24 protein-coding genes and 4 pseudogenes are annotated in these 19058 nt (G+C 60.5%); 10 read left to right on the forward strand and 18 right to left on the reverse strand.

Annotated features, from left to right (window positions below):
• Positions 1–367: 367 nt before the first annotated feature.
• On the reverse strand, positions 368–493 hold the full coding sequence (locus tag EL335_RS14465; protein ID WP_284155279.1) for a hypothetical protein: 126 nt from the start codon (positions 491–493) through the stop codon (positions 368–370).
• Between the two features lie 193 nt (positions 494–686).
• Between EL335_RS14465 and EL335_RS07115 the strand changes: the two genes are divergently transcribed.
• Positions 687–1502 carry a PEP-CTERM sorting domain-containing protein gene (locus EL335_RS07115; protein WP_284155280.1) on the forward strand — a complete coding sequence of 272 codons (816 nt, stop codon included), beginning with the start codon at positions 687–689 and terminating at the stop codon, positions 1500–1502.
• 67 nt (positions 1503–1569) lie between these two features.
• Here EL335_RS07115 and ftsB read toward each other — a convergent pair whose 3' ends face one another.
• From ftsB to EL335_RS14475, 13 genes and pseudogenes are all read right to left on the reverse strand, one after another.
• Complete coding sequence (ftsB, locus tag EL335_RS07120; protein ID WP_126445435.1) at positions 1570–1848, reverse strand: cell division protein FtsB; 279 nt, start codon at positions 1846–1848, stop codon at positions 1570–1572.
• A 334-nt stretch (positions 1849–2182) separates the two neighbouring features.
• Positions 2183–3469 (reverse strand): phosphopyruvate hydratase, encoded by a 1287-nt coding sequence (gene eno, locus EL335_RS07125; RefSeq protein WP_126445437.1) that lies wholly within the window; start codon positions 3467–3469, stop codon positions 2183–2185.
• Positions 3470–3494: 25 nt separating this feature from the next.
• Positions 3495–3788 carry a Dabb family protein gene (locus EL335_RS07130; protein ID WP_126445439.1) on the reverse strand — a complete coding sequence of 98 codons (294 nt, stop codon included), beginning with the start codon at positions 3786–3788 and terminating at the stop codon, positions 3495–3497.
• Complete coding sequence (gene kdsA, locus EL335_RS07135) at positions 3785–4621, reverse strand: 3-deoxy-8-phosphooctulonate synthase (RefSeq protein WP_126445442.1); 837 nt, start codon at positions 4619–4621, stop codon at positions 3785–3787. Before kdsA ends, EL335_RS07130 begins: the two co-directional genes overlap by 4 nt.
• Entirely contained in the window at positions 4618–5001 is a 384-nt protein-coding gene (locus tag EL335_RS07140) for a HEPN domain-containing protein (RefSeq protein WP_126445444.1), read from the reverse strand. Before EL335_RS07140 ends, kdsA begins: the two co-directional genes overlap by 4 nt.
• Positions 4998–5309: a nucleotidyltransferase domain-containing protein gene (locus EL335_RS07145; RefSeq protein WP_126445445.1), complete on the reverse strand. Its 312-nt coding sequence runs from the start codon at positions 5307–5309 to the stop codon at positions 4998–5000. The genes EL335_RS07140 and EL335_RS07145 overlap by 4 nt, the downstream gene beginning before the upstream one ends.
• Positions 5302–6939, reverse strand: coding sequence for a CTP synthase (pyrG, locus tag EL335_RS07150; RefSeq protein WP_126445447.1), 1638 nt, complete (start codon positions 6937–6939; stop codon positions 5302–5304). Before pyrG ends, EL335_RS07145 begins: the two co-directional genes overlap by 8 nt.
• Positions 6940–6975: 36 nt before the next feature.
• A complete protein-coding gene (gene pgsA, locus EL335_RS07155) occupies positions 6976–7539 on the reverse strand; it encodes a CDP-diacylglycerol--glycerol-3-phosphate 3-phosphatidyltransferase (RefSeq protein WP_126445449.1) in 564 nt (187 codons plus the stop codon).
• A gap of 2 nt (positions 7540–7541) precedes the next feature.
• Positions 7542–7964, reverse strand: coding sequence for a type II toxin-antitoxin system VapC family toxin (locus EL335_RS07160; protein ID WP_126445451.1), 423 nt, complete (start codon positions 7962–7964; stop codon positions 7542–7544).
• Positions 7964–8245, reverse strand: coding sequence for a hypothetical protein (locus EL335_RS07165; RefSeq protein WP_126445453.1), 282 nt, complete (start codon positions 8243–8245; stop codon positions 7964–7966). Before EL335_RS07165 ends, EL335_RS07160 begins: the two co-directional genes overlap by 1 nt.
• Before the next feature lie 45 nt (positions 8246–8290).
• A complete protein-coding gene (uvrC, locus tag EL335_RS07170) occupies positions 8291–10081 on the reverse strand; it encodes an excinuclease ABC subunit UvrC (protein ID WP_126445455.1) in 1791 nt (596 codons plus the stop codon).
• Positions 10082–10112: 31 nt separating this feature from the next.
• Positions 10113–10461 (reverse strand): annotated as a pseudogene (locus EL335_RS14470) (tyrosine-type recombinase/integrase); the annotation flags it as partial.
• 65 nt (positions 10462–10526) lie between these two features.
• Positions 10527–10661, reverse strand: a pseudogene (locus tag EL335_RS14475) (hypothetical protein); the annotation flags it as partial.
• A 108-nt stretch (positions 10662–10769) separates the two neighbouring features.
• On the opposite strand from EL335_RS14475, the gene EL335_RS07185 reads away from it, so the two are divergent.
• The 9 genes and pseudogenes from EL335_RS07185 to efp all read left to right on the forward strand — a co-directional run bounded on the left by EL335_RS07185 (position 10770) and on the right by efp (position 16270).
• On the forward strand, positions 10770–11468 hold the full coding sequence (locus EL335_RS07185) for an HNH endonuclease (RefSeq protein WP_126445459.1): 699 nt from the start codon (positions 10770–10772) through the stop codon (positions 11466–11468).
• Positions 11469–11577: 109 nt separating this feature from the next.
• Positions 11578–12579, forward strand: a complete 1002-nt coding sequence (locus tag EL335_RS07190; protein ID WP_284155281.1) for an IS256 family transposase — start codon at positions 11578–11580, stop codon at positions 12577–12579.
• Positions 12498–12835 (forward strand): annotated as a pseudogene (locus tag EL335_RS14480) (transposase). Before EL335_RS07190 ends, EL335_RS14480 begins: the two are co-directional and overlap by 82 nt.
• 119 nt (positions 12836–12954) lie before the next feature.
• Positions 12955–13331 (forward strand): annotated as a pseudogene (locus EL335_RS07195) (transposase); the annotation flags it as partial.
• A gap of 125 nt (positions 13332–13456) precedes the next feature.
• Positions 13457–13942 carry a hypothetical protein gene (locus tag EL335_RS07200; RefSeq protein ID WP_126445461.1) on the forward strand — a complete coding sequence of 162 codons (486 nt, stop codon included), beginning with the start codon at positions 13457–13459 and terminating at the stop codon, positions 13940–13942.
• 105 nt (positions 13943–14047) lie between these two features.
• The gene (locus EL335_RS07205; protein WP_126445463.1) at positions 14048–14236 is read left to right on the forward strand and encodes a type II toxin-antitoxin system HicA family toxin; all 189 of its coding nucleotides are present in this window, start codon (positions 14048–14050) and stop codon (positions 14234–14236) included.
• Between the two features lie 4 nt (positions 14237–14240).
• Complete coding sequence (locus tag EL335_RS07210; protein WP_126445465.1) at positions 14241–14495, forward strand: type II toxin-antitoxin system HicB family antitoxin; 255 nt, start codon at positions 14241–14243, stop codon at positions 14493–14495.
• Positions 14496–14649: 154 nt separating this feature from the next.
• Positions 14650–15675 (forward strand): elongation factor P maturation arginine rhamnosyltransferase EarP, encoded by a 1026-nt coding sequence (gene earP, locus EL335_RS07215; protein WP_126445467.1) that lies wholly within the window; start codon positions 14650–14652, stop codon positions 15673–15675.
• Positions 15676–15709: 34 nt separating this feature from the next.
• On the forward strand, positions 15710–16270 hold the full coding sequence (efp, locus tag EL335_RS07220) for an elongation factor P (protein ID WP_126445469.1): 561 nt from the start codon (positions 15710–15712) through the stop codon (positions 16268–16270).
• 49 nt (positions 16271–16319) lie between these two features.
• Here efp and EL335_RS07225 read toward each other — a convergent pair whose 3' ends face one another.
• The 4 genes from EL335_RS07225 to EL335_RS07240 all read right to left on the reverse strand — a co-directional run bounded on the left by EL335_RS07225 (position 16320) and on the right by EL335_RS07240 (position 19055).
• Positions 16320–16808, reverse strand: a complete 489-nt coding sequence (locus tag EL335_RS07225; protein ID WP_126445471.1) for a C-GCAxxG-C-C family protein — start codon at positions 16806–16808, stop codon at positions 16320–16322.
• Positions 16809–16888: 80 nt separating this feature from the next.
• Positions 16889–17935: a beta-N-acetylhexosaminidase gene (gene nagZ / locus EL335_RS07230; protein ID WP_126445473.1), complete on the reverse strand. Its 1047-nt coding sequence runs from the start codon at positions 17933–17935 to the stop codon at positions 16889–16891.
• Positions 17932–18309 carry a holo-ACP synthase gene (gene acpS / locus EL335_RS07235; RefSeq protein ID WP_126445475.1) on the reverse strand — a complete coding sequence of 126 codons (378 nt, stop codon included), beginning with the start codon at positions 18307–18309 and terminating at the stop codon, positions 17932–17934. Before acpS ends, nagZ begins: the two co-directional genes overlap by 4 nt.
• Positions 18306–19055 carry a pyridoxine 5'-phosphate synthase gene (locus EL335_RS07240; protein WP_126445477.1) on the reverse strand — a complete coding sequence of 250 codons (750 nt, stop codon included), beginning with the start codon at positions 19053–19055 and terminating at the stop codon, positions 18306–18308. Before EL335_RS07240 ends, acpS begins: the two co-directional genes overlap by 4 nt.
• Positions 19056–19058: the final 3 nt, after the last annotated feature.

Below are 19058 nucleotides of genomic sequence, written 5' to 3' on the forward strand. Positions count from 1 at the left end.
CGCATCGCCGCGTTGCGCGGTGTTGGCTTCGGCCGCTTCGCTTAACCTCGGCAAAGCCGAGGTTAGCCTTCGCCGCAACTTCGTTGTCTCTCCCTCGCCTAACTCCATGTTATGTCTCGGTCGCTGCGCACCAAACGCCTTGCGCTGCATCCCGCTCGCGGCCTTCTTCAGCGTTTCCTTAGACCGGACGAGGAGCATTATGAGGAGTTCGAAATCGGGTTCATATGCCCTACGTGGCGGCTTCCGGCCTGCGGGCGGCTGCGCCCGCGCTCGGCGACGGAATCCGCTCACGTTCCAATGGACAATCTTGGTTGAAGCTTGCCAAGGCCCAGCCGGGCATCACGACCAAGAGCGGTAACACGCATACCTAGCCGGTCTTCGCCAAGGACGGACAAAACATCGCGATGCCACCCCGCTGCCGCTGGAAGCCGGCGAATCTCTGCTGACGACGATCGTCAGCGGCAAAATCGAGCTGCTGGACTGATGCGACCATGATCTCCATCTGTGTCATTTTGACTTTCCAGAGACTCGGTCAGATTGTCGATTTTTCTTACACACCATTTGGCCCAAAAGTGGATGTATTTCATCAACAAATTGATATTGAATGATTTTTTAACGCTGGCATGCATTATGCTTAATGCTTACTGTAGTTCATACTTAGGTCACTTTTAAAGAAGGAGAGTGTTATGTTTTTACAAAAATCCAAAATTACTGCATTGGGAGTTGCATTGATCCTTGGCGTCGCCGTTAACGCGGCCAATGCAGCACCTGTCATCTATAACCTATCACTTACCAATATCACTACATTTGATAATGTAATCACGGGCACAGGCTCATCCGTTCTGACGACCCAAGTCATTTTGGGACAAAGCACTTACAATTACACTGATCAAAATGGCAATCCGGCGACCGTGACGATCACCCGTCCAAACAGCTCTACACAGTTGGGAGCAAATATTGCTAGCTATTCGTCTGGATCAAAGTCCCTTTCCGGTGCCGCCTGGCAAATCAACCCGGGCTTGTCTTCAGGAGAGCCGATCCCAGGTATGTATTCTGGGCTGAGCTTCACTTTCAGCTCGCCAGTGAATGCCTTCGGATTCGAAATCGGAGATTGGGCAACATGCTGTACAGGCAACACACGGCCAGCCTCGATTCAATCGACCTACGGCGTGCCGGCACTGGGTTCTGGTTTGTGGATCGCCTTTGATGGCGGAGCAGCCACTCTGCCAGCCAATGCCTTAACTGATACGGACAATCCGGGCTATTTTGAAAGCTTCTCTTACACCAATTTCATTGGCGCGATCGATTCGTCCGGCTTCTTCTCGCAAGTCACATTCTGGGGTGACGGTTTTGGCGAATACTTGGTCGCGGGAGGCACGCTACGGTTTGCGTCCGTTCCCCAAGGATCAGTGGGTAACAATGTTCCAGAGCCGGCCACTGTTGCACTAATGGGTCTTGGCTTGGCTGGTCTGGCATCGCTGCGTCGGCGCAAGCTTAATTAAGCTCGAGGATTCGTCCAAGATAACCCGACGCAGCGATGTGTCGGGCTTTTTTACATCTTGACGCAGATCACGGCTTCTTCTGCGGCGTCTGCACGAAGATCTCGCCTTCCTTGACGAGGCCGAGTTCATAGCGGGCACGCTCCTCGATCGCCTCGAGGCCTGACTTCAGATCGCGCACTTCGGCATCCAGCGCCGCATTGCGCGCTTCGAGGCGCTGATTCGTCTCACGCTGCGCGGCGACCTGCCGCTCCAGATCCCAGATCCGGAGCAGGCCACCCTTGCCAAGCCACAGCGGGTACTGCAACAGGATCAGCAGGGCGACCAACACCCAGGTCGGCCATTTCATGACCCGCCCCCCTTCGCCCCCCTCGCGGGGGGTTCCAGACAGGCTCGCTGCGCTCGCGAAAATGAGGGGCGCTCCGTCGCCAGCGCAGCGCGGTTTGCGGCTTCGCCGCGTGCCGCTTTTCCTTGGGACGGCCCGGCGGAAAAGCTGCGCGTCACTTTCACGACCATGACCCGCCCCCCTTCGCCCCCCTCGCGGGGGGTTCCAGACAGGCTCGCTGCGCTCGCGAAAATGAGGGGCGCTCCGTCGCCAGCGCAGCGCGGTTTGCGGCTTCGCCGCGTGCCGCTTTTCCTTGGGGCGGCCCGGCGGAAAAGCTGCGCTGCTTCACGCCAACCGATTACTTGCGCACGCTGTAGAAGGCGTCGCGGCCCGCATAGCTGACGACGTCGCCCAGATCTTCCTCGATGCGCAGCAGCTGGTTGTACTTGGCGATGCGATCGGAGCGACTGAGCGAGCCGGTCTTGATCTGGCCGGCATTCAAGCCCACCGCGATGTCGGCGATCGTCGAATCCTCAGTCTCGCCCGAGCGATGCGAGATCACATTGGCCCAACCCGCCCGCTTGGCCATTTCGACGGTCGCGAAGGTCTCGGTCAGCGTGCCGATCTGATTCACCTTGATCAGGATCGCGTTCGCGACATTCTTCGCGATGCCTTCCCTGAGGATCTTCGGGTTGGTGACGAAGATGTCGTCGCCGACGATCTGGATCTTCTTGCCCAGCTTGTCGTTGAAGAGCTTCCAGCCGTCCCAGTCGCCCTCGGCCATGCCGTCTTCGATGCTGACGATCGGGAACTTGTCGACCAAGGTGGCGAGGTAATCGGCCATGCCGGCAGAATCGAGCTCGAGCTTTTCGGAAGCCAGAACGTATTTGCCGTCCTTGAAGAACTCGGATGCGGCGCAGTCGAGGCCGAGTACCACGTCCTGTCCGGGGGTATAACCGGCCGCCTCGATCGCGCGCAGGATCAGCTCGATCGCCTCGTCATTGCCGGAGACGTTCGGCGCAAAGCCGCCCTCGTCGCCGACCGTGGTCGGATAGCCCTTCTTGTCGACGAGCTTCTTGAGATTCTGGAACACCTCGACGCCGCAGCGCAGCGCCTCGCGAAAGCTCTGCATGCCGACCGGCAGGATCATGAATTCCTGGAGATCGAGGTTGTTGTTGGCATGGACGCCGCCATTGATCACGTTCATCATCGGCACCGGCATGCTCATCAAACCTGAGCCGCCGAAGTAGCGATAAAGCGGCAGGCCGGCTTCCTCGGCGGCCGCCTTGGCGACGGCCATCGAGACGGCGAGGATCGCATTCGCGCCCAGGCGCGACTTGTTGTCGGTGCCGTCGAGTTCAATCAGCGTCTTGTCGATGAAGGCTTGCTCTTCGGCATCCAAACCGATGATCGCTTCGGAAATCTCGGTATTCACGTTCTCGACGGCCTTGAGCACTCCCTTGCCGAGATAACGCGCCTGATCACCGTCACGCAGCTCGATCGCTTCGCGCGAGCCGGTCGAAGCGCCAGACGGCACCGCGGCGCGGCCCATCACGCCGGATTCCAGCAGCACATCGGCTTCAACGGTGGGATTGCCGCGCGAATCGAGAATTTCGCGCGCGACGACATCAACGATGGCACTCATTTGTCTTCCTTTACAGAGTCAAGATTCAAACCGCGAGATCGGCGAACGCCAGCGTCGCGATCTCGTTCCATTGGGCGACCACCGGCAGATGCGCCGGATGGTCGAAATACGCATGCAAGTCCGCTTCACACTCGAACGTGGCGATCAGTCCGTAATCCCAGGCCTCGGCATCGGGCGTCAGATTCACGCCATGTTGCCAGGAACGGATGACAGAAATCTTGCCGGGCAGCGCCGCCATCGCCGCCTGCACCGCGGCAAAACGCGGGTCGCTTGGCGCGATGCCGGGCTTGAGCTTGAACAGCACGAGATGCGTGATCATGCCCACTCCCGGAAACCATGCCGTTTGACGACGGCATCGAGCTCGACGAGCTCGGCGAGCAGCGCTTCCATCTGCATCAGCGGCCAGCTGTTCGGCCCGTCGGAAAGCGCCTTGGCCGGCTCGGGATGCGTTTCCATGAACAGCCCGGCCACACCGACCGCCACCGCCGCACGCGCCAAGACCGGCACGAATTCGCGCTGACCGCCGGAACTCGTCCCTTGGCCACCCGGCAGCTGCACCGAATGCGTCGCATCGAACACCACCGGGCAGCCCGTTTCGCGCATGATCGCCAAGGAGCGCATGTCGGCGACGAGATTGTTGTAACCGAAGCTGACACCGCGCTCGCAGACCATGATCGTATCCGCCCCGCCGTTGGCCTCCTTCGCCTTGGCGACCACCTGCTTCATGTCGCCAGGCGCTAGGAACTGGCCCTTCTTGATATTCACCGGCTTGCCGCTCGCCGCGACGGCCTGAATGAAATCGGTCTGGCGGCACAGGAAAGCCGGGGTTTGCAAGACATCGACGACGGCGGCGACCGGCGCCACCTCGGCCTCGGTGTGCACATCGGTGAGCACCGGCACCCCGAGCTCGCGTCGCACGCGGTTTAGCCACTCCAAGCCCTTTGCTATGCCGGGACCACGCGGCGATTGGCCCGAGCTGCGGTTGGCCTTGTCGTAGGAGGCCTTGAAGATGTAAGGCACGCCGAGCTTGGCCGTCACCTCTTTCATGTGGCCGGCGACGTCGAGGCACAGCTGTTCCGATTCCGCCGTGCACGGGCCGGCGATCAAAAACAGCGGCTGATCGAGGCCGACGTCGAAAGCGCACAATTTCACTGCAAGACCTCCCTGGCCCAGACCCAAGCCGTCTCAACTGCGCTTAAAGCTTCATCGAGCCCAACTTCCGGTGCGATCACACCGAGATAGCGAAACTCGACCGCGTATGGGCCCAAACGAGCCATCAGGTCGCGTGGCACTGGAACTTGCAGATCATTCTCCACAACCAGGTCGAAAAGGGCGAGAAGATCGTGGGTGCGGGGAAACACAACGCCTTTTGTCACGAGCACCGCCTTGAGCAATTTTTCCATGGCCTGCTGCGCATGAAAGAGGGTCGTCTCAACCGGCGCTTCTGGATCGCGCGCAAGAATCCGCAAGGCCTTGTCATCGCGCTGCGCAGCTGCCAAAAGGGCTTTGGCTTGTTCTTCATGCGGACTCATGTCAGCAGCTTTCCCTCGCGCATTGCCCAATACACCGGGGTCGTCCACCAGGTTTTGCGTTTTTCAGCTTCGGCCTCTGGATACAAGAGAAGATCGACTCCGACGTCCAAATGGCCAACTGCGTCGCGCAAACGAAGGTACTCGTGGGTGTGATCGACGATTTCTTTCTCGATGACCAGTAAATCGAGATCAGAGTCTTCGCGCGCATCGCCCCGAGCATAAGAGCCGAACACGATTACCTTCGCCGGGCTGCTGGCGGCAGCGGCCACACGTTGGGCAACTTGACGAATCGTCTGGAAATCAAGCATGTTTTTCGTGCCGTCTCGCCAGCGCCGACTTGACGAAGGCGATGAACAGCGGGTGGCCGGTGCGCGGGTTGGAGGTGAATTCCGGGTGGAACTGCACGCCCATGAACCACGGATGCAGGCTCTGCGGCAGCTCCATGATCTCCGGCAGGTTCTCGGTCGGGGTGCGCGCCGAAATCACCAGCCCGGCCGCTTCGAGCTTCGGCACATAGGCGTTGTTCACCTCGTAACGATGACGATGACGCTCATTGACCTCATCTCCATAGATCGAATGAGCGAGCGTTCCGGGTTTTACTGGGCAGCGCTGCGCACCGAGCCGCATCGTGCCACCGAGGTTCGAAGCGGCGTCGCGCCGCTCGATGCGCCCCTCGCGATCCAGCCATTCGGTGATGAGCGCGACGACCGGATGCGGCGTGTCGGGATCGAATTCGGTGCTGTTCGCCCCTTCGAGACCAGCGACATGACGAGCGAACTCGATGGTGGCAAGCTGCATGCCCAGACAGATGCCCAGGTAAGGCAGCTTGTGCTCGCGTGCGTAGCAGATCGCGACGATCTTGCCCTCGGTGCCACGCTTGCCGAAGCCGCCGGGCACCAGCACCGCGTCCATGCCCTTCAGCGAAGCCGGTCCGTGCTTTTCGATGTCTTCGGAATCGAGGTAGTGGATGTTGACCTTCGAGCGGGTATGGATGCCGGCATGCACGAGCGCTTCGGTGAGCGACTTGTAGGACTCGGTGAGATCGACATACTTGCCGACGAAGGCGATGTCGACCTCGTGCTCCGGATGCTCGAGCGCCTCGACGAGATTCTTCCAGACGGTGAGATTCGCCGCGCGCGCGAGGATGCCGAGCTTGTGGCAGACGATTTCGTCGAGCATCTGGTCATGCAGCATCGCCGGAATCTTGTAGATCGAATCGGCATCGAGCGCGGCGATCACCGCCTCGGGCTGCACGTTGGTGAAAAGCGCGATCTTGCGCCGCTCTTCCTCGGGAATCGGCCGGTCGGCGCGGCACAGGAGGATGTCGGGCTGAATGCCGATCTCGCGCAACTCTTTGACCGAATGCTGCGTCGGCTTGGTCTTCAGCTCCCCGGCGGTCGGGATGTACGGCAGCAATGTCAGATGGATGTAGCAGGCATTGTGCTTACCCTCTTCGATGCCCATCTGGCGGATCGCTTCGAGAAAGGGCAAGGATTCGATGTCGCCGACCGTGCCGCCGATCTCGACGATCGCCACTTCCGCGCCTTCCGCCCCGCGCTTGATGTAATGCTTGATCTCGTCGGTGATGTGTGGGATCACCTGGACGGTCTTGCCCAGATACTCGCCGCGCCGCTCCTTCTTGATCACCGACTCGTAGATCTGGCCGGTGGTGAAGTTGTTGCGGCGGCTCATCTTGGCGCTGGTGAAGCGCTCGTAATGACCGAGGTCGAGATCGGTCTCGGCGCCATCCTCGGTGACGAACACCTCGCCGTGCTGGAACGGCGACATCGTGCCGGGATCGACGTTGATATAGGGATCGAGCTTGAGGTGGGTGACCTTGATGCCGCGCGATTCGAGAATCGCCCCGAGGCTCGCGGCGGCGATGCCTTTGCCCAGACTGGACACGACACCCCCCGTGACGAAGACGTATTTGGTCATGGCAAAAAGCCGTAACGGGAAAGGCGAATGATACCTTCAAAACCCGCGGCTGCGAATCTCCGGCCAGGCCTTGCCGAGGTAATAGCCCATCGACCACAGCGTGAGCAGCGCGGCAAGCCAGATCAGCGCCTCGCCAATCGCCGCAATGGGAATGCCGGGCAGCGGGTCGTAATAGAGCAGCATCGGGATCGCGAGCATCTGCGCGGTGGTCTTGAGCTTGCCGACGAACGAGACCGCGACACTCCTGGCCGCGCCCAGATGCGCCATCCATTCGCGCAAAGCGGAAATCGCGATCTCACGGCCGATGATGACGATCGCGACCAACGCATCGGCGCGCCCGAGCTGCACCAGCACGACGAGCGCCGCGGCAACCATCAATTTATCGGCCACCGGATCGAGAAACGCACCAAAAGCGGAAGTCTGACCGAGCTTTCTGGCCAGCCAGCCATCGAACCAGTCGGTCACCGCCGCAATGGTGAATGCGACCGTGGCGATGAGATTCTGCTCGTAAAGCGGTAGCGGCAGATAAAACGCGCCGACGACGAGCGGAATCAGCACGATGCGTGCCCAGGTGAGAAGATTGGGCAAATTGAGCGGCATGTTCAGCGCCTTGCGAGCCAAAGGCGTGGGGTGAGCGCTGCGACGACGGGCGCGGCACGCTCGATCATTTCGTCATCCAAGCTCACGAGCGGCTCGCACCGCAAGGCGGCCAGCGCGACATAGACGGCATCCCCACCCCGCAGGCGCAGCTCGGCCGCCAGACGTGCCGCTTCGTTGGCCAGCGTCACATCGATGGCTACCCCATTGACCCATGTTTTGGCTGCAATCGTGTCAACGACCTTCTGCCCCTGGGCGGCATCCTGACAGCGCCGCGCCACCGCGCCGGCAATTTCCGCCCACGCCAGCAAGGGCACGGTCGCGATGCTCTGCTCCAGCACGAGCCGATGGAGGAAATCGAGACAATCGCGGTGGCGCGGCTCGTCTTGCAGCACGCTGGCGATCCACACCGAAGCATCGACGATCATCAGTCGAAATCCCGGCGTGCCTCGCGTAACGCTGCCACGGCATCCTGCGGCCCCTGCCAGCGCGGCGCAACCTCGGCCGCCAGTCGTTCGAGTTCGGCGACGAAAGCTTCGGCCTCTTTTCGCCGCGATGTCTCATCCATGTCTTTGATGGCCGACGCCCCTGCCCCCACTTCACGTTGCAGCAGATTCGTCAGCCAATCCTTGACGCTCTGCCCCTTCAAAGCCGCAGTCGCCTTGACCTGTCGATACAAATCGTCGGGCAGTTCCAGTGTGGTTTTCATGCCAAGTCCCATAAATATGGATTTATGGCCAATGCTAGACAGGGTTCAAGCCGAATGCAAGCTGCGGTAGATGTTTTCCGCCAGATGCCGGCTGATGCCGGGCACCCGGCACAGATCCTCGACCGTGGCTGCTTTCACTCCCTCCAGTCCGCCGAAATGGGCGAGCAAGCTGCGCCGGCGAGCCGGACCGATGCCGGCCACCTCTTCCAACGCCGAACGCCCGCGCGCCTTGGCGCGCCGCGCGCGATGGCCGACGATCGCGAAGCGATGCGCCTCGTCGCGAATCTCCAGGATCAGATGGAAGCCGGCGTCGTCAACGCCCAATTCTAGCGGCTGCTTGCGCCCATGCACGAACAAGGTTTCCAGGCCGGACTTGCGTCCCTCGCCCTTGGCAATGCCGACGCTTAGGATGTCGGAAAGTCCCAGCTCGGCGAACACCTCGCGCGCCACGGCGTGCTGGCCCTTGCCGCCGTCGATCAAGACCAAATCGGGACGTGCCGTCTCGGAGCCGCCGAGTTTCTCGTAGCGCCGCTTGAGCGCCTGGCGCATCGCCGCGTAATCGTCGCCCGGCGTGACGCCGGCAATGTTGAAGCGGCGATATTCGCTTTTTTTCATCGCGCCATCGACGCAGACGACGCAGGAAGCCACCGTGCCCTCGCCCATCGTATGACTGATGTCGAAGCACTCGATGCGGCGCGGCGCCTCGGGCAAATCGAGCGCGGCGCGCAAGGCTTCCAGCCGCTCGGCGGCGCGGCCGCGGCTTTGCCGGCGCATCGCCAGCGCAAGACGCGCATTGTTCCTCGCCATCTCGAGCCAAGCGCGCTCCATCGCGTTCTTCGCCGTACCGATGGCAAGCCCCGCCGGCGCTTCTTCCAACGGCCACGGCTCGACGATCAACCGCGGCGGCGCAGTATGGTCGGCATAGTGCTGTTCGAGGAAGGCGATCAGCCCCTCTGCGGCAGCTGCCTCACCCTCCATCTGCGGAAAATACGCCCGATCGCCCAGATGCAGCCCGCCGCGCACCATCGCCAGATTGACGCACAGCTCGCCGTGCTCGCTCACCGCGACGACGATATCGACATCGAGCGCCTTCGTCGCGCTCACATACTGGCGATGCAGCACCGCCTGCAAGGCGCGAATCTGGTCGCGCAAGACGGCCGCCTGCTCGAAGCGCAATGCCGCGGCGGCATCTTCCATCTGCTGGGTGAGCCGCTCGATCACCTCGCCATGCCGCCCCTTCAGGAAAGCCTCGGCCAAGCGCACATCCTCGGCATAGTCCTCGGCCGAGACGAGCCCCACACACGGCGCCTTGCAGCGACCGATTTGATACAACAGACACGGCCGGGAACGGTGCGCGAACACCGCCTCCTCGCAGGTGCGCAAGCGGAAGGTCTTCTGGATCAACTGAATCGCCTCACGCACCGCCAGACTGCTGGGATAAGGCCCGAAATAGCGCGATTTCTTCTCGAAAGCGCCACGATGATAGAAAAGGCGCGGGAACATGCCGCCGGAAAGCCCAATGTAGGCATAAGACTTGTCATCGCGGAACAGGATGTTGTATTTCGGCTTGAGCGTCTTGATCAGCGTATTTTCGAGGATCAACGCCTCGGCCTCGGAGCGCGTCGCAGTCGTCTCGACCCCGACGACCTGCTGCAGCATCAGCCTGATGCGCGGGCTGTGATCGCTCTTCTGGAAATAGCTCGAAACCCGCTTCTTCAGGTTTTTCGCCTTGCCGACGTAGAGCACCGCGCCGTCGCGCGCGAGCATCCGATACACCCCCGGCGCTTCGGTCAGGGTAGCAAGAAAAGTTTTGGGGTCGAAAACGAAATCGTTCATCGTAAAAAATCGGCGCTGGCGAAACGGCAGCTCAGAACCGATCCAGCGGGCTCAGAACCCTGCGCCCGCCGCGATCGAGCACGTGGGTGTAGATCATCGTCGTGCGCACATCGCTGTGACCCAGAAGCTCCTGCACCGTGCGGATGTCATGGCCGGATTCGAGCAGATGCGTGGCAAAGGAATGACGCAGCGTGTGGGGTGTGGCACAGCTTGGCCAGCCGTGCGGCCACCACCGCCTTCTTCATCGCCCGCTGCAGGAGATTCTCATCGATGTGATGCCGGCGAAGAACGCCACTGCGTGGATCAACCGAGTGCGATCCCGAGCAGAACACATACTGCCAGCCCCATGCGCTGGCCGCAAGCGGATATTTCCTTGCCAGCCTACCCCCAGCTCGCGCGGGTAGCACTTGCCAAGCAAGAGGATGAAGCGCCGTATCCAATGCGCATATTGATTTTCCGTGCGGATCGAGTAATGTTTCATCCGCAGCCGTGCCCGCACCTGGTCGAGCAGTTTCGGCGGCCTGGGGGCGTCGGGCGAAGCGGTAGGTGTGATATCTGGAGAAGGCATAGACGAAGCCATACGATTCAATCGGTTGCTTTGGTTTCGGCTTAGTAGACATTCCGACCATAGGATTTATACACCTTTTTCTGTGTTCACTAGACGTTATGTTCTTTCTGGAGTTGAAGCGTGAGAGGTAATGTCATCTCCTACATTGAAATGTGCCAGAAAGAGGGCACGAGTTTGCAACGAGGGATGAATTTTCGCCTGAGGGGACGTCACTCAGTCATTCTTATGTCCGTTCGTCCTAATTCCCCGTATCGAGACGAGGTTCAGGATGACGGCGCTGTACTGATATACGAAGGGCATGATGAGCCAAAACGAAAAGGCATTTCTGACCCAAAATCTCTCGATCAACCAGAGCGGCAACCTGGAGGCACTCTTACTGAGAACGGTAAGTTTCACCGAGCCGCACAACTGTTCAAAGCAGGAAAAAAAGGGCCTGATATTGTTCAGGTATACGAAAAGATCAAAGCCGGTATTTGGACCGACAACGGATTCTTCCATCTCGTCGATTCTTGGATCGAGAACGACGGCATTAGGAACGTTTTCAAATTCAAACTCGTGGCTGTAGAAGGCGTATCTGACGAATCAGCACCAGAAGATGATGTCAATCGTCTGGTTGAGCCTAGTCGCATTATCCCAACTAACGTAAAGCTTGAAGTATGGGCTCGCGACGGTGGCAAATGCGTGATGTGCGGAGCAACCGATGAACTGCACTTTGATCACATCCTCCCCTTCTCGAAGGGTGGCACATCGCTGAAAGCTGAGAATATCCAGCTACTCTGTGCACGCCATAATCTAAGAAAAAGTGCGAAGATTGAATGAAAAACGAACATAACAGGTCGTTCCAGCGGACCGACAAAAAGCTATGTTTTTTGGAGCCTATCCAGAATTTTGTGTGTGAGGCATACCATGAGACCTGAAAGGAGGCGGTATGCCGAGCATCAAGAAGACGAAAGTAGCGCCGGTGGTTGAGGCGCCGTATCAAATCAAGCGGGAAGTGCTGGAGGAACTGATCCCTGGGCCGATGACGGCCGAAGGCGTCGAGTCGATCTTCCGGCAAATCAAGAAAGCGCTGCTGGAACGGGCGCTGAACGCCGAACTGACCCATCATCTGGGCTACGCCAAGGGCGAAGCGCCCACGGAAGCCGGCAACCACCGCAACGGCAGCAGTCCCAAGACCGTGCTGACCGATGACGGGCCGCTGACACTGGATATTCCCCGCGACCGGATGGGCAGTTTCGAGCCGCAAATCATCGGCAAGCACGAACGGCGCTTCACCGGCTTCGACGACAAGATCGTTTCCATGGACGCCCGAGGCATGAGCGTACGCGAGATTCAGGGGCATCTGCTGGAAATGTACGCCGTCGAAGTCTCGCCCCAGTTCATCTCCGACGTCACCGACGCAGTGATGGCTGAGGTGACGCAATGGCAGAACCGGCCGCTTGAGCCGATGTATCCGGTGGTGTTCTTCGATTGCCTGCGCGTCAAGATTCGCGATGAGGGCACGGTCAGGAACAAAGCGGTCTATCTGGCCCTGGGCGTGCTGCCCGACGGTAGCCGCGATGTGCTCGGGCTGTGGATCGAGCAGACGGAAGGCGCCAAGTTCTGGCTCAAAGTCTTCAACGAATTGCGTAACCGGGGCGTGCAGGACATCCTGATTGCCGTGGTCGATGGTTTGAAGGGGTTCCCGGAGTCCATCGAAACGGCGTTTCCGCGGGCGACGGTGCAAACCTGCATCGTGCATCTGATCCGCAATTCGCTCGACGATGTCAGCTGGACGATCCGCAAGGTGGTGGCCGCGCCCTGCGCCCGGTCTATACGGCACCGACCGAAGCGGCAGCCCGCGAAGCGTTGGCCGCCTTCGAGAATGGCGAATGGGGCCAGAAGCATCCGACCATCGCGGCCGCCTGGCACCGCAACTGGGAGCGGGTGATCCCGTTCTTCGCCTTCCCGCTGGACATCCCCGCGTGATCTACACGACGAACGCCATCGAAAGCCTGCATATGCGCCTGCGCAAGATCATCAAGACCCGCGGCCACTTTCCCAGCGACGAGGCCGCAATCAAGCTACTCTGGCTGGCGTTGCGCAACATCACGGCCGACTGGGGCAAGGCCGCCAAGGAATGGAAGGCCGCGATGAATCAATTCGCCATCTTCTATGCCGAACGCTTTACCGAGGCCCGGGGATAGAATGACCACCGACTTTCCCACCGCGCCGCTCGCCCCAGGCCATACAAGGGCCGGCGGCGGCACCGTGGAAAAGTCCCTCTCCGCCTCACACACAAAATTTCTGATACGCCCCACGGCCGGCCAATGTTCCCGATAGTGATGCAGTTCCCAACCTCCTGCATGGCAACGAAACCCGCTGCTACGGTGACAGTGCCTACCGGGGCAAGGCGCGGCGAGAGCGTCTGAAAGAAATCGCCCCCGCGCCAAGGACTTCACCAACAAGCGGGCGTACCGCAATGCGCCTCTGTCCGATGCCGACAAGGAGACGAACCGGCGCAAGTCCAGCATCCGTGCCAAGGTCGAGCATCCCTTCCTGATCCTCAAACGCTTGTGGGGCTTCGCCAAGGTCCGCTATCGCGGCCTGGCGAAGAATGCCAACCGCGCCTTCGCCCTGCTGGCCGCGATCAATCTGCTCAAGCACGGCAGACCCCTGACAGGAGAGGTGCGTCCGGCATGAGCCCAATACCGGGGAATACACCCAGCTTCCATCTCCCAGAGAGCCTTTCCACGATGAAATGTGGTCGCGTTTCGCCATTTCGTCTCAATTCACCACCGTCAATGAAAATCTCGGCGGCTTGTTCAGTGTTTCCTAAGCTGAATCTGTTGTTACTGATCTCTTTACTCAGCGTACCAGCTGCGTCCTTCGCAGGATGGTTTGGCCCAAGCAATTACGATGAGTGCATTTTGGAATCGATGAAAGGGGTTACCAGCGATGTGGCCGCAAGAATGGTTGCGCGTTCATGCCGGGAGAAATTCCCAGACAAGCCAAAGGCTCAACCGAGATCACGCGAGTTGAATTCTTCTGAGTTGGACCAGATCACAGGACGGGCAGGGATTTCTTTTGGCGATTACTTCGGCGGAACTCTATACAACGGCAATGGCGGTATAACTATTTCGCAAATTACTGTTGTTGCAACAACGAAAGAAGGGAAGAAAGATGTTTCTCGAACATACGTTACTGATGTAAGCATCCCGCCCCAAACTACAGCCGATTTCCATTTCATCATTGTCAAAGGGGACGAGGGGTCAGATTATTCGTGGGGTATCGTAGCTGGGCGTGGATACTAGTTCTCTAAAACTTCGATCAAGCAGGACGCTCCGCCGAAAAGCACGGCTCCGTGCCCCTTACCTTCAACGTTGGCCCCATGAGAAGGGCCATGGCATACTTGGCGCATGAAAGTTACCGACGTTTTGGAGCTTCTACGTAAAGATGGCTGGGAGCTGGTTGCAATCAGAGGTAGCTATCGTCAGTTCAAACATTCCACGAAGCCTGGGCGCGTAACTGTAGCCGGAAAACCAAGCGCTGATTTGGCAGCGGGAACACTCAACAGCATTCTCAAACAAGCGTCTTTGAAAGGTTGATCTTATGCGTTATGCCATCGTTATTGAAAAGGCCGGTAGCAATTATTCCGGGTATTCTCCCGATTTGCCTGGCTGTGTGGCGACCGGCACTTCCATCGAGGAAGCGGAAACCGAGCTTCTCGCTGCAATCCAGTTTCATCTTGAAGGTCTACGCGAAGACGGGTTGGCTCCTCCGCCAGCACAAAGCATCGTCGAGTATATGTTTGTTCCGGACCAACCCAGCGCTCCAGTGGACGCGCCGCAAGCGGCGCGCCCCTGAGCTTCGACGTTAGACGGTTTGGCCCGAGGACATGTTTTGCGCTCTTCCGTGCCGTCTCGCCAGCGCCGACTTCCGCGCTCCGGTCGAGCGTTGGGTTTTGCTTTTCCTCTGGTCTTCGTCGCTAGCGTCGTCCTGCTGAACGAATCCCCTTCCCATGCCGTCGATCCGCTGCGACCTCTTCTGCCGTGTCATCGACAACCTCGGTGATGCGGGTGTGAGCTGGCGCCTTGCGCGGCAGCTGGCGGTCGAGTTTGGTTGGCGGGTGCGGCTTTTCATCGATGATCCGGCGCCGATCGGTCTGCTTGCGCCCGGACAGTCGGTCGTCGAGGTGCGGCGCTGGCTGGAAGATTTTTCGGGCGTCGCAGCGGCGGATGTCGTCATCGAAACCTTCGCCTGTGACCTTCCGCCCGCCTATGTCGCGGCGATGCGCTCGCGCGCGCGGCCGCCGGTGTGGATCAACCTCGAATATCTGTCGGCGGAGAACTGGGTGGTCGGCTGTCACGGCCTGCCCTCGCCGCAGCAGGGCTTGTCGAAGTTCTTTTTCTTTCCCGGCTTCGTGCCGGGCACCGGCGGGTTGTTGAAGGAACGCGACTATGCCGCTCCACCAGCGCCGAGTTTCGACGGGCCGCTAAAAGTCTCGCTGTTCTGTTACGAAAATCCGCAGCTGCCGGCGCTGCTGGAAGTCTGGCGCGACGGGGAGCAGCCCATCTTCTGCCATGTCTGCGCGGGACTGCCGCGCCAGCAGGTGGAAGCCTGGCTCGGCGCGCCCTTCCCGGTCGGGGCGAAGGTCGAGTGCGGCAGTTTGATCCTCACTGCCCTGCCTTTTCTGCCGCAGACCGAGTACGACGCGCTACTGGGGCGTTGTCAGCTCAATTTCGTGCGTGGCGAGGATTCCTTCGTGCGCGCCCAGTGGGCCGAGCGGCCCTTCGTCTGGCAGGCCTACCGCCAAGCCGAGGACGCGCATCTGGCCAAGCTCGATGCTTTTTTGAGGCTCTATACCGACGATGCGGCAACACATGCCTTTTTCCGCGCCTGGAACGGCGGGGGCGATCTCGACTGGCCAGCCTTCGCAAGGCGCCTGCCATATCTTGCCGCCCAGGCGCCGGGCTGGGCCAAGCGGATCGCCGCCCAGGGCGATCTGGCGACGAATCTGGTCAAGTTCTGCCTGGCTCGGCTATAATGCTCGGATTTCTTTCTCCCTTCGGGCAACGTTTATGAAAACCGCACAGGAACTGCGCACCGGCAACGTCATCATGGTCGATGGCCAGCCGCTCGTGATCCAGAAACACGAATACAACAAGTCCGGCCGCAACGCCGCGGTCGTCAAGTTCAAGTTCAAGAACCTGCTCACCGGCGCCCCGTCGGAGGCCGTCTATAAAGCCGATGAAAAGTTCGAGCAGATCATTCCCGAACGCAAGGAATGCACCTATTCCTACTATGCCGATCCGATGTATGTCTTCATGGACGCCGAGTACAACCAGTACGAAGTCGAAGCCGAGAACATGCAGGACGCCATTCCCTATCTCGAAGACGGCATGCAGGTCGAGGTGGTGTTCTATGAAGGCAAGGCGATCTCGGTCGAGTTGCCGAACTCGGTGGTGCGCGAAGTCGAATATACCGAGCCAGCCGTCAAGGGCGACACTTCCGGCAAGGTGATGAAGCCGGCGCGCATCAAGCCTTCTGGTCTGGAAGTGATGGTGCCGATCTTCGTCGAAATCGGCGACAAGATCGAAATCGACACCCGCAGCGGCGAATACAAGAGCCGCGTCAAGTAAGCGCGCAGATCAACCGAACGAAAAAGGGACGGTCGCGGCCGTCCCTTTTTTACTTCACCATCATCTCGACCACCCAGCGTGTCACGCTAGCGGTGGCATGAGCGCATTTGTTGCCGCGGGCTTCCGAAAAGGCCTGGTATTCCTCGGCCTTCCACATGTCGTAAGTGCGACCGGTGAATTGCTGCTGCAGTTCGGCACAGGTCACACCGCCGAATTCGGCGCGGAAGCGCTCGACGAGTTCCTTGCATTTCCTGAAGTTGTTGATGTAGCGCCCCTTGTCGAGTTTGTCGCGGTCGCGACCGTATTTCGCCGACAGGGCGACCAGCCCGCCGCTCAGCGCTCCACAAGCGCCCGCGCCCATCAGCGCGCCACCTCCCGACAGGCCGTGAACAGCCTTGATCGTCGCGTCGTCGATGCCTCCCACCGTCTCCTGAAGAGTCGCCAGCACACACTGCGGACAACAGCCATAGTCCAGCTCGTATTGCAGCGCCTTGGCGTAGGCCTGTTCGGCGAGGGTCGATTTTTCGTCCGCACTCATTTCATTTCTCCATATCATGGAATGCTTATATTCTGAATGATTCAGGCGGCACAGATGTTGACCCATCTCAACAAAAGCGTTCAAGCCTTGCCTGGTGCGGGTAAATCGCCGGTGAGCCTGCGCACGACCTGGCGGCCGGCCTGCCACAGCATCGATTCCGCCAGCTCCCCCCAGGACAACGCAGGCCGGGTCGGCAGAAGCCGAGCAATGCGCACGGCGCGTTGGGCATCGGCTCGGGCTTGCCAGCGCGTGAGCACCTCTTCCACCGCTTCAGGGGCATTGCAGACGAGCAACATGTCGCAGCCGGCCATCCAGGCGGCCTCGACGCGCGCGACGATGTCGCCGGCGACACTCGCCCCGGCCATCGACAGATCGTCGCTGAAAATCGCCCCGTCGAAGCCAAATTCCCTGCGCAACTTGCCGATCCAAAGCGGCGAGAATCCCGCCGGCCGTTCATCGATCCGGGGGTAGATCACATGCGCCGGCATCACCGCATCGAGTTGCGCATGAGCGATCAGGTGGCGATAGGGCTGCAAATCCTCGGCCATCTCTTCGAGACGACGCCCATCGACGGGAAGCGCGACATGCGAGTCGGCTTCCACCCAGCCGTGGCCGGGGAAATGCTTGCCACAGCAGGCCATGCCGGCCTCTTTCATCCCACGGATCAGCCCGCCGGCGAGCTCGCTCACGGCCTTGGGGTCGCGGTGAAAGGCGCGGTCGCCAATCACGCTGCTCACGCCATAGTCGAGATCGAGCACCGGGGTGAATGACAAATCGACGCCACAGGCGCGCAGCTCAGCGGCAAGCACGAAGCCGAGCATGCGCGCCGTCTCCACGCTGGCCTGCGGCGCTTTATCCCACCACTGACCGAGCCGGCGCATCGCCGGAATCGCGGTAAAACCCTCGCGGCAGCGCTGCACGCGGCCGCCTTCGTGATCGATGGCAATCAGCAGCCGCGGAGTGCGCAGGTCGTGAATCTCGGCACATAGCGCGGCAAGCTGCTCGGGATCGCGATAGTTGCGCGCGAACAGAATCACGCCGCCGACGAGCGGATGGCGCAATCGCTCGCGCTCTGCGTCCGTCAGCGCGGGGCCATTGATATCGATCATCAATGGGCCGTGGCTCATTGGCGCTCCACGATGACGAAGGCCAGCGCGTACTCCATCTCGTCGGCCAGCGAAAGATGACAGAGCAGACCCCTCGCCGCCAGCCAACTCGCGAGCTCGGCGGCAAAGGCAAAGGAGGGTTTGCCGAGCGCATCATGAGTTACGGCGATCGCGGTGAGCAGCACCGGCGCCCGGATGCCAGTGCCGAGCGCCTTGGCCAAGGCTTCCTTGGCGGCGAAGCGCTTGGCGAGTAACCGAGCCGGATCGAGACTCATGCGGCATTCGCCGCGCTCATCCGGCGCGAGCAGCTTCGCCAACGCTCGCTCACCATGACGCTGCCAGAGCGCTTGCATACGCGCGATGGCGACGAGATCGGTGCCGATGCCGTGGATCACTGCGCGGCTGCCTCGCGCATCAGGGCCTTCATTTCCCGCACCGCCTCGCGCAAGCCCACGAAGACGGCACGGCTAACGATGCTGTGGCCGATGTGCAATTCGCTGATGCCAGGCAGCGCCGCGACCGGCTGCACATTGGCATAGGTGAGCGCGTGCCCGGCGTTGAAGCGCAGTCCGAGATCGAGCAGTGCCGCGCCGCCAGCGCCGACTTTCGCCAGTTCGGCCTGAGCGTTGGGGCTTGCCATGTCGCGCCCATGCTGGTGAAAGGCATGCGCATAGGGGCCGGTGTGGATTTCGCCAGCCTGTGCGCCGACGCGCCCGGCGGCCTCGACCTGACGCAAATCGGCGTCGATGAACAGGCTCACATAGACGCCGGCATCATTGAGACGTGCGACGACTTCTTTGAGTCTCGCCTCTTGCCCGGCCACATCGAGCCCCCCCTCAGTGGTGATCTCATGACGCCCCTCGGGCACCAGCGTGGCCATCTCGGGCTTGAGGCGGCAGGCGATGGCGATCATTTCGTCGGTCGCCGCCATTTCGAGGTTCAGTTTCACCGCGACGGTCTGGCGCAACAGCTCGACATCGCGGTCGATGATGTGGCGCCGATCCTCGCGCAAATGCACGGTGATGCAGTCGGCGCCGCCCAGCTGCGCTTCGAACGCCGCAGCGACGGGGTCGGGCTCATAAGTGCGGCGCGCCTGGCGCAGCGTCGCCACATGGTCGATGTTCACACCCAAATGAATCATGTT

This window comes from Sulfuricystis multivorans (assembly GCF_003966565.1).
GTDB lineage: Bacteria > Pseudomonadota > Gammaproteobacteria > Burkholderiales > Rhodocyclaceae > Sulfuricystis > Sulfuricystis multivorans.